8 protein-coding genes are annotated in these 9,217 nt (G+C 30.4%); 2 read left to right on the top strand and 6 right to left on the bottom strand.

All coding sequences use genetic code 11. From position 1 onward, the window contains the following. The 6 genes from ABIN73_09985 to ABIN73_10010 form a co-directional block, all read right to left on the bottom strand. A partial coding sequence (locus ABIN73_09985) for a hypothetical protein (GenBank protein ID MEO0270055.1) occupies positions 1-186 on the bottom strand: 186 nt, incomplete at its 3' end. Then, positions 183-593, bottom strand: a complete 411-nt coding sequence (locus tag ABIN73_09990; GenBank protein MEO0270056.1) for a zf-HC2 domain-containing protein — start codon at positions 591-593, stop codon at positions 183-185. The genes ABIN73_09985 and ABIN73_09990, both read right to left, overlap by 4 nt. Beyond that, positions 583-1,062 carry an RNA polymerase sigma factor gene (locus ABIN73_09995; protein ID MEO0270057.1) on the bottom strand — a complete coding sequence of 160 codons (480 nt, stop codon included), beginning with the start codon at positions 1,060-1,062 and terminating at the stop codon, positions 583-585. The genes ABIN73_09990 and ABIN73_09995 overlap by 11 nt, the downstream gene beginning before the upstream one ends. A gap of 62 nt (positions 1,063-1,124) precedes the next feature. Continuing rightward, a complete protein-coding gene (locus ABIN73_10000) occupies positions 1,125-2,426 on the bottom strand; it encodes a T9SS type A sorting domain-containing protein (protein MEO0270058.1) in 1,302 nt (433 codons plus the stop codon). A 7-nt stretch (positions 2,427-2,433) separates the two neighbouring features. Further along, a complete protein-coding gene (locus ABIN73_10005) occupies positions 2,434-6,261 on the bottom strand; it encodes a choice-of-anchor J domain-containing protein (GenBank protein ID MEO0270059.1) in 3,828 nt (1,275 codons plus the stop codon). 12 nt (positions 6,262-6,273) lie between these two features. After that, a complete protein-coding gene (locus tag ABIN73_10010; GenBank protein MEO0270060.1) occupies positions 6,274-6,540 on the bottom strand; it encodes a hypothetical protein in 267 nt (88 codons plus the stop codon). 611 nt (positions 6,541-7,151) lie between these two features. On the opposite strand from ABIN73_10010, the gene ABIN73_10015 reads away from it, so the two are divergent. Further along, complete coding sequence (locus ABIN73_10015) at positions 7,152-7,724, top strand: hypothetical protein (GenBank protein MEO0270061.1); 573 nt, start codon at positions 7,152-7,154, stop codon at positions 7,722-7,724. Between the two features lies 1 nt (position 7,725). Next, positions 7,726-9,217: hypothetical protein (locus tag ABIN73_10020; GenBank protein ID MEO0270062.1), on the top strand; the 1,492-nt coding region annotated here is incomplete at its 3' end.

The raw sequence follows: 9,217 nt of genomic DNA on the forward strand, positions 1-9,217 counted from the left end.
TGGTAAAATTGTAATTATTCTATTTTTTTCAAAAGAAAATCCTGTGCTCCAGAGATTTTTAAATTTTAATTCAAAAATTGAAGGTGAAATTTTTTTATATAATTCAATTATTTCATCTTCAATTTTTTTAAGATTCTGTGAGTTTAAAAGATTTATGAAAATTAAACTTAAAATGAATTTTTTCAAGGTAGGATCTCCTCGTAAGAAACTTCGTAAATTGTGTCAGTATAATAAATTTTTACAGGTTCAATTTCCCTTTTATTTATTGTGTTTTCCTTGATAGGTTTTTTTGCTATACTTTTAACCTTACCTATTTCAAATATTTTACTTTCAAATATTATTCCGAGAATTATTAAAATTATAAGGGCAAAAGTAAGGGCTAATCTCAAATAATTTCTTTTTTCCCTTTTTATCTCATATGGAAATCTATCCTTCAGGGAGGGTGTTATAATTTTAATTGTCATTATATCCTCATAAATTTTTTTGCAAGATTCACATATATTGATGTGTTTTTCAACTTCTTCTTTTTCTTTGCTATTTAAATATCCATCAATATAAAGGGAAATTTTATCAAGGAATTTTTTACAGGACATTTTTGAGCCTCCCTCTTAAATAAAATCTTGCCCTTGATATTCTTGATTTTACTGTTCCAATTGGTATTTTTAAGATTTTTGAAATTTCTTCATAGGAGTATCCATAGACATCTCTTAAAATGAATATATCTTTTAAAACAGGAGGCATTTTTTCTATCTCTTCTTCAATTTTTGATTTTAAAAGGTATATTTTAACAGGTTGACTGTTAATAAGGGGTTCCTTTTCTTCATCAAGGGGTATTTCTTTTTCCCTTTTCTTTTTTCTCAAATAATCAATACTTTTATTTTTTGCCACTTTATATAAAAAAGCACTTGGATGTTTCACATTATCCATATTCTCATAAAATTTTATAAAGCTTTCCTGGACAATATCTTCTGAAATATCCCTGTCATAGACAATACTTTTTACATATCTTAAAAGTTTTTCTTTCATTTTACTATAAATTTCATTAAATTTTTTATCCTTCATATACTTTAAGACGATTTTTTTATATTAATGGTTCCATAATAAAAAAATCAACTTTTATTAATTTATCTTAGAATTTTTATTGTTTTTAGAATTTTTTCTTCTCTTTCATGAGAAATTTTTAAAAAATATACTCCTCTTATATCAGGTAATAAAACAGGTATAATATAATTCCCAGGGGTTAAATTGAGGTATTTTTCTGAGAGTTTTTGGCCGAGAACATTTATTATTTCAATTTTTACAGTTTTTCTCTCAGGGATAGAGAGTTTTAAAAATAGTCTGGAATCAGATAAAGAATTTAAAATTTTAATATCATAGGGTGGAAGAGATGGTATTCTTACCTTTATTTTGTTTAAGATTCTTGAATCTCCTTTATTGTAATGTCCTATAAGTGTATAAGTATAAACTTCATTCTCTTTAACATTTTCATCTATGTAGTTATAAATTTTTCCTTCTCTTTGAATTCTTGTTAAAAATTCTTGATTTTTCCTTAACTCAAAATAAAGTATTTCAGAGGATTCTGAATACCATTTCAATATAACCTTTGTTGGAAAAGGAAGTGCGATAAAATAACTTTCCATATTTCCTAAAGGCACATCAATATTTGCACTACCTTTCTGGTATCCAATCGAGTTTGATGCAAAGGCACTTGACCAACCAGATAATCCCACTGCAAACCAGTCCTTTGGAAGTAGTCTTTTCATTTGTAGAGCTGCAGAGTCAGTGGATTCATCTGATAATAACCATGTTTTTATTCCTGTTGTGTAGGGACAGTAATCAGATATATACTGATCTCCATCTATTGCATCAATATATAAATCACATCCATTACTGAAAGTCTGAGTGGTTCTGATTTCTACAATATCATGTTTTGCTGTGCACGAAAAAGGTGTTCCAGGATTTACACAGTTCATTGAAAGTTTTATGGTATCAATGTTTGCACTGTCAGGAATTGAGGATGTGTTAAAAAGGACAAATCCATTAATAAGATAGGCTTCATTAATCCATATGTAATATCCGCAACCAATATCACAAGATCCTGAGCAGTTATCAAAAAGACAGAAAAACCCATCATTCTCTCCGCATAATGAACCATCAGAACTATCTTTTGGTGCAAGAAGCTGATTTTTAAATTGAGGATAGATTAAGGTATCCTTGGTTAAATTATTAAATGGTATATCAACAAAATTTCCGTTTTCATCCAAATAATGAATTGTCCTTGAAAAGATTCTAAGAACCAGTTTCCCTTTTTTATTTTTAAATAATTTTGAGTTTTCAGTTCTTAATTCTTTAATCTCGTCTTTCTCGGAAAAACCTCTGTAATAATAATCTGAATTCATTGATAATATTAAAATTAAAGTAAACATATATGATTCAAATTTTTATTAATTTTTTTATTATTTCTTTTTCTTTGTATTTACCCTTTAAGAAAAATGTTCCCTTGGGAAGTTTTATTTCATCGGTGTCTAATGTAATTTTGTAAATTCCTGGAGATTTAATGAGATATTTTTTAAGGTGAATCCTTCTCCCAGAATTATCAAAAATTTCTAAAAGAAATTCTCCTTTGTCAGGTATAAAAACTTTGAAAGAAAAAAATTTTTTAAAGGGATTTGGGTAAGGATCAGTTATAGTAAACTTTAATCCCTTAATATAAACAGTTAAAGGTCCTAAGGTTTTTATTGTTTCTCCCTTTTCTTTTATGTCAATCTTATAGGTATATTCACCTTCTTGAAGGTTTTCGTCCTTGTAAGTATTATTTCCTTTTTGAAGGGATGCTATTTTTTCATAATCAGTGTTTTCTCTTTTTCTGAAAATTTCAAAATATTCACCTGTAATACTTTTCCATTTTAAAATAACTGAATTTCCCTGTGGAATAAGTATAAAGAAGGTTCCTTCCTCACCCAGCTGTTTTAGTATATCATATCTCACAGAGCCATAATAGGTTGAAAAGGTTATAGAATCACCAGGGTTTAGTGCAACAGGGTAATACCATAATAAAATTGCTGAATCTGTCCCAATAGCTCTTGATGAATCAACACGATAAGAGTATCCTGGATATGTGTTGGGGTGAAACCAGTGAATTATTGCAAGGGCATCTGGATTGGTTGCTACACCAAAATCTTTTAAATATCCAATTGTTCTTGCAAGTGGGGTCTCATGAGAACCTGGTATAGAATCCTGACAAACAAAAAAGTTATTGAGATTAGGTGAATAAAATTTTTCCTTTGTAAGAAAAATGGATTCATTCTCAGGTTTTATGATTGCTCCATCATACTCATCTATTTCTATATCCCATTCAATTCTCAATCCCACCCATTTTGGTGAAAGAGATTTGTTTTTAAATGTATACCTTGTTAGAATCTGATCATAATGCTGTCTTGAATTTCCCCAGGCTGGACCATAAGAATAGTAACCATAGGCAAATATAAGATCCTGTCTTACAGAAACACCGTTATACCACCAGGTTTGAGTTAGCCCTGTTGAATTATCTGGCATAACCGGATTATTTGGCTGTGTTGTTGGTATATTTTGATTTCCAATTAATCTTTTCAAAGCCACTTCCCTTACCCCTTCACCGGGTTTTGCATAGATAAAATTCTGTCCATCAATTCTTATAACTGCATCAGAACTCCAGGGAGAAAAAGATGTCCCAAAAAGTATGTTTAAACTATCATCTGAAGTTACAGCAGTATCACCCTCTTCATTTGAAAAGTGAGCAATTGAGCCATCAGAATTGTTATCGGTAGCTATTATTTTTACCCATCTATTCTTTACAGTATCAAGACCAGTTGGATTTTGCTCAGCTGGAGGATTTAGTGCCTGAAGTCTTATTCTTGAACTGTAGTTACTATTAGTTGTTGTGAATTGATCAGAGATTTTAGCATATATGTAATAATTTCCTGGTGTTAAACCTCTGGTATCCCACCTGAAAGAATCTGATGGGGAATCCTCAGAAATTCCAGAGACAATTAAAGTTCCATCATATCCTGCCTGGTTATTATCATAGAAAAGTGATATTACTGCATCATCATCTAAATCTTCATCAATCCATTTTATCCATACATAACCATCAGCATTTATGTTAGAGTTTGGAAAAGTTATTGTTATTGATGGAGAAAGATTTGACGGTCTCACAATTATATCTTCTAAATTTGAATCCTTACTTTCTTTATAAGGTGAATTCTTGATTGATCTTGCTACATAAAAATATTTTCCGGGTGATTTTCCTGTGATATTGTAGAAGGTATCTGTTATGCTATTAGATATGAGTGTTTTGGAAGAAAAGGACCATACTTTAAAATCATCAAAATAAAACCCAGGATCATCTGTTGCGTCTCCAATAAATCTAAATCTAAATTTAACTGATTTTCCAGCATAACTGATAAGGGAATATTCCTTTTTTATCCAGTTACTATTACCACCCTTTTGTTCCCAAAGCACATTCCAGGATATACCGTTATTATCTGAAATTTCAAAATAAATAACATCATTGGAACTAAGGGAGTATTTTGTATTGAATTCCACTTTCCCCCCTTCTTCTATAAAGTAACTAACCTTAGTTGAAATATATGAAGAGTAATTATTTGTATTTTCTCCTGACCAGAAACAGTATCCCTCAGAGAAAGCCGTCTCACCAGTAGGTATAAAGAAATCAGTTGTCCAGTTATTGAGATTATCACAGGGGTCGTTTAAAAGAAGAGTTGGAGAAGAGAATTCCCATAGAGCGTATCTGTCAGCATTTTTAACCTTTGACCAGTATACTGTATAATTTCCGTCAGAATCCGTACCAAGAGGATAAATGTAAGGTGGAGATAATTTGTAAAATACATTGAAATTATCAACATGAAAACCTGCCTTTTGAACACTTCCGTCTGTTTTTAACCTGAACCTCACTCTTATAGTATCTCCATAATATGTTGGTGGAATCAGGAGAGTATGGAGCACCCATGAGGTTGTATAACCTGTTAATGTATCTAAGTCATTCCAGTTGACACCATCTTTTGAAATTTGAATATAGATGTAATCGTAGTTTGTTTCAAGGGAGTCAAAATGATAAAAAGAAATGAAAACAGAATCATTTAAAGGATTAAAGGAAGTTAAATTAATATAAGGTGAAAAAAGGTAATTATCTGAATTATTTTCATAGGTATTATCTAAATCTGTGGCAAAACAGTTTGGTGGTGAATAGGAACTTCCAGGTCCTCTCACCGGAGTGCCTAATTCCCACTCATCATAAATTCCACTGTGAGTCCATCCGCCTGGATTACCTTGTAAGTCATAATTATCTGACCAATCAGGAACAATAACAGGTATTGCTGTAAATCTACCTGTTTTTTTATCATTTCCTGAAACTTCGTCACTTGTTAATTCTGTGGTGTCCACTACATAATATTCTCCACTGATGAGAGGTGTATAATTCCATACTTTTGTACTTTCTGCTCCAGAAGGTAGAGTAAGAATAGTTTTCAAATTATTAAATACCCATGTTCCATCTGTTTCCCTTTTTATTTTACATCTGACAGGAACATTTGATTGATTATTTGTTCCATAGTTTCTTATTACAGCACTTATTGTAATATTTTTGCCCACTATAAGATTAATCGGTGTAAATGAAAGGATTTTTACTCCCACATCATTAGGTTTTGAAATAGTCTTTGTAACAACTACATTATCTATACCCCATTCCCAATCATTATTACCCACATATTTAAAAGCAATTTTCACATTAGTTTGACCGATATAGGAAGAAAGATCATAGGTTCTTATATTTCCTAAATCATCATAAGTAAAAATTGCTATAATATTTGAAAATGTGCTCCCACCATCAGTGCTTAAAAGGACATAACCAGTGTCAGTTTGGTCACCTGAGTAATCGTCATAATAATTCCAGAAGTAAAGAGAACATGCACTTGCACCTGAAAAATCAAGAAGAGGGGTTATAAGCCATTCTTTTTGATTTTCTATAGGAGAATAATATACCCTTGCAATATTTCCCTGTGTTCCTCCGTAGTTATATTTATACCAATCATTGGTATTCCAGGTTGGAGGAGATTCATTTCCCTGATCAATAATTGACCATCCAGTAGGTGGATTATTTCCGTAGGGCCCCCAATTAGATTCAAAATTTTCACTTAAAATTATTATTCCCTTTAAAGAAGAAAAGATAAAAAATGGAATTAAAATTTTAATTAATCTCTCCATTTATACCCCCTTTTATTTTTCTTTTAATTTTTTATCTTTTTCAAAATTTTTCAGATATTCCTCAACTTTATTGTTTTTGATTATTTCCAGTGCTTTTTTTATCTCTTCATCAGGATGATTTAGAAGTTCTTTTTCAATATTTTTTAGGAAGAGTTCTTTATTTTCTGATTTTTTATATTTACTTAAAATCCACCTTACTCTCTTTTCATTTATTTCAGAGGCATATATTACCCCTGAGATTATGATAAACCCTAAAAATATTTTAAAAAATCCCTTCATACTTCACCTCCCACCAATAAAATTATAAAATTTAGTTTATAAAAATTGCAATCTTAATAAACAAAATAAAAAAATTTAGTTTAAAAACATATATTTTTGACAAAATAAAATCTTCTATTATTTCTCAAAATTTTTCTGTTCCTTTGTTATTTATTTTAACTTTGAAAAATTTTAAAAAGATATTAGGATTAAAATATGAAAAAGAAAAAAAGTGTAAAAAATAATGATAGGGAAAAATTAAGAGAGATTATCAAATTTTTTGAAAAATAGGCGAGGATATAGCAAAAGATGTTTTTTAAAGTTAAGGCTTACAAATTTTTAAAGAGGAAGTGCAAAGGATTTTATGGAAAAATGCCTATGTTGAAAGATTTAAAGGGGAATTTCTTGTAATCTTATTGAGTTAAAAAAAATCAGTATAACTTTTATAAGTCTTTTATTTCCTTCAATACTCATTCTCACTGTTGCCCCAATCATTTTTTACTCTATCATCTTCCAGATTCGTTAAAAAAAAAAAAAAAAAAACCGAAAAGGCTTTCTAAATTGTTATATATATAATAGGACCCTGAGGAAAAGGTTGAAATCCGGCTCAGGGAAAATATAAAGGAGTTAATATGTATTTTTTAGTTATTCTTTTTCTGGTTATAATTTCTAATACAAAGGAGTTAAAATTAATTTTAAAAAATGAAGATGAAGTAGAATTAAGAGGAATTAATGTGGAATTTTTCTCTTTGAGGAATACTGTTTTGTTGGAAAAGGAAAATATTTTTATTGACAGGATAAGGAAAGATGAAAAGGTAGAAATTGCTGTTCCTTATAAGGTTATAAAGTCTGATTCTGATAAAGTTATTATTTCTGTGAAAGATAAAAAGGGGGAGATAATAGGTTGTAAAATTATTAAACTTAATTATAAAAAAGAAAAGTTAGGAGGTTTGAAGGAAAGTAAAGAGGATTTCAAGTTTTTCTTTTCTTTTTCTCATTTGAATATTTTCTTTAAAAAAGATGGGGTATTTGAAATAGATATTTATGATGTTTCTGGAAGGAAAGTATTTTCCAAAAAAGAAATAATGAAAAAGGGGAAATATACTTATTATTTTCCCTTTTTGCCAGATGGAGAATATTTTTACATTCTTAAGTTTAATGGGATAAAAAAAGAAGGTAAATTTATAAAAATGGAGGGCAGTTAAAATGAATTTAATTTATTTTTTAATCATATTGAGTCAAACTCAGATAGAAATTCCTTTAAAAAGGTCTTCTCCAACTATAGTTCCGTTTTTTGGGAGTAAAAATTTAAAGGAAAGGATTTATCAATCTTCAGATAACTTTTATGTAGGGGGTTATTATTTTTATCCAAAAAGATTCATTTATGTAACAGATACATTTCCTATTTTTTATAATATAATTTCCTATAATTGGGATATTTCTGATACAATTTTTTGGTTTTTTTATTTACCTGATAATGATACTTTAACTGGGGCTCCTACTGGTAATTATGTAAGAGCGGTTCGTGCTTACTGGACCCATACTTATGAAGATACAGCAAACTGTCTCAGTTACTGGGAGTATTTCGCAAGAGATATATGGCGTGGGGGGAGGGAAGGATGGATTAGATTTGTTGTATGTGGAAGTGGTATGAATGATTTTGAAGGTGGATGGGGGATAAGGGTTCATGACCCTTCTGATCCAAGGAGGTTTTTACCTACAAGTTTTTATCCGGGAAAATGGAAAGTTGAGTTATGGAGGCATCCTGCAGGTGGTTCTTTATATTTTTTAAAAAGGGATAGTTTTGAGGTAAGGGATAACTATGTAAGTTTAAAGATTTATTCTCCTTCCAGTGGGGATACAGTGATTGGTAGGAGTAATATTCTTTTAGAGATTCTTGAAAATCATTGGGCGCAGGTAAATTTGACAGTAAGTTCAGTTCCTGTTTTAAAGGAGGGCAAATATTTACAAAAAGAAGAAGTCTGGGATACGAGTTTTATTGTTTACCGATTACGTTATCCGTCAATTTTTTCAATTCCCTGTAATTTTGGTTTTGATTACAGGAAACGTTATAGAATTATTGCATGTATAAGAGATTATTCAGGAAATGAGGATATTGATTCAGTTTCTGTTATTGTGGGAAAACCTTTTATGGATGTGGTTTTGAATCCACAGGAGGTAATGCCTGATGATATTCCAGACTTACCTCAATATGGAAATAGAACAGAGGTAATTATAAAAGTTAAAACAAAAGCAGGGGAGCCTTTAAGAGATTTTCCTATAAATTTATCAGCAAGAGCTGTTCCTTATAGTGGGGGACATGACCATGATGGCAATAGACCTGTTGGTAGGTTTGAACAGAATCAGGGTAATACAGATGAAAATGGAGAATTCAGGACTTATTATTATGCGACTCAATTTGGAGGAATAGAGAGGATAATTGCAAAAGGACAGGAAATTTCAGATAGTGCAGATTTAACAGTAAGGGTTCCCGGATTGATTTTATTATATGATTACCCTGATTATATTAAAGTGGGGGGAACACAATATCATCATGGGCCACCAAATTACCAGGATGATCATAATCACTGGGGACAGAGTTATTTAATAGATGCAATTTATGCAATTGCTTTAAATTATGTTGATGAAGGTGGAGAGGTTATTTTAATAAATGATATTTCTTTACCTTATGGAGGAC

The sequence above is a fragment of the candidate division WOR-3 bacterium genome, assembly GCA_039804025.1.
GTDB lineage: Bacteria > Hydrothermota > Hydrothermia > Hydrothermales > JAJRUZ01 > JBCNVI01.

Coding starts and splice junctions, on each gene's coding strand:
- ABIN73_09990 (MEO0270056.1), bottom strand. CDS start 593: ATGTCCTGTAAAAAATTCCTTGATAAAATTTCCCTTTATATTGATGGA.
- ABIN73_09995 (MEO0270057.1), bottom strand. CDS start 1,062: ATGAAGGATAAAAAATTTAATGAAATTTATAGTAAAATGAAAGAAAAA.
- ABIN73_10000 (MEO0270058.1), bottom strand. CDS start 2,426: ATGTTTACTTTAATTTTAATATTATCAATGAATTCAGATTATTATTAC.
- ABIN73_10005 (MEO0270059.1), bottom strand. CDS start 6,261: ATGGAGAGATTAATTAAAATTTTAATTCCATTTTTTATCTTTTCTTCT.
- ABIN73_10010 (MEO0270060.1), bottom strand. CDS start 6,540: ATGAAGGGATTTTTTAAAATATTTTTAGGGTTTATCATAATCTCAGGG.
- ABIN73_10015 (MEO0270061.1), top strand. CDS start 7,152: ATGTATTTTTTAGTTATTCTTTTTCTGGTTATAATTTCTAATACAAAG.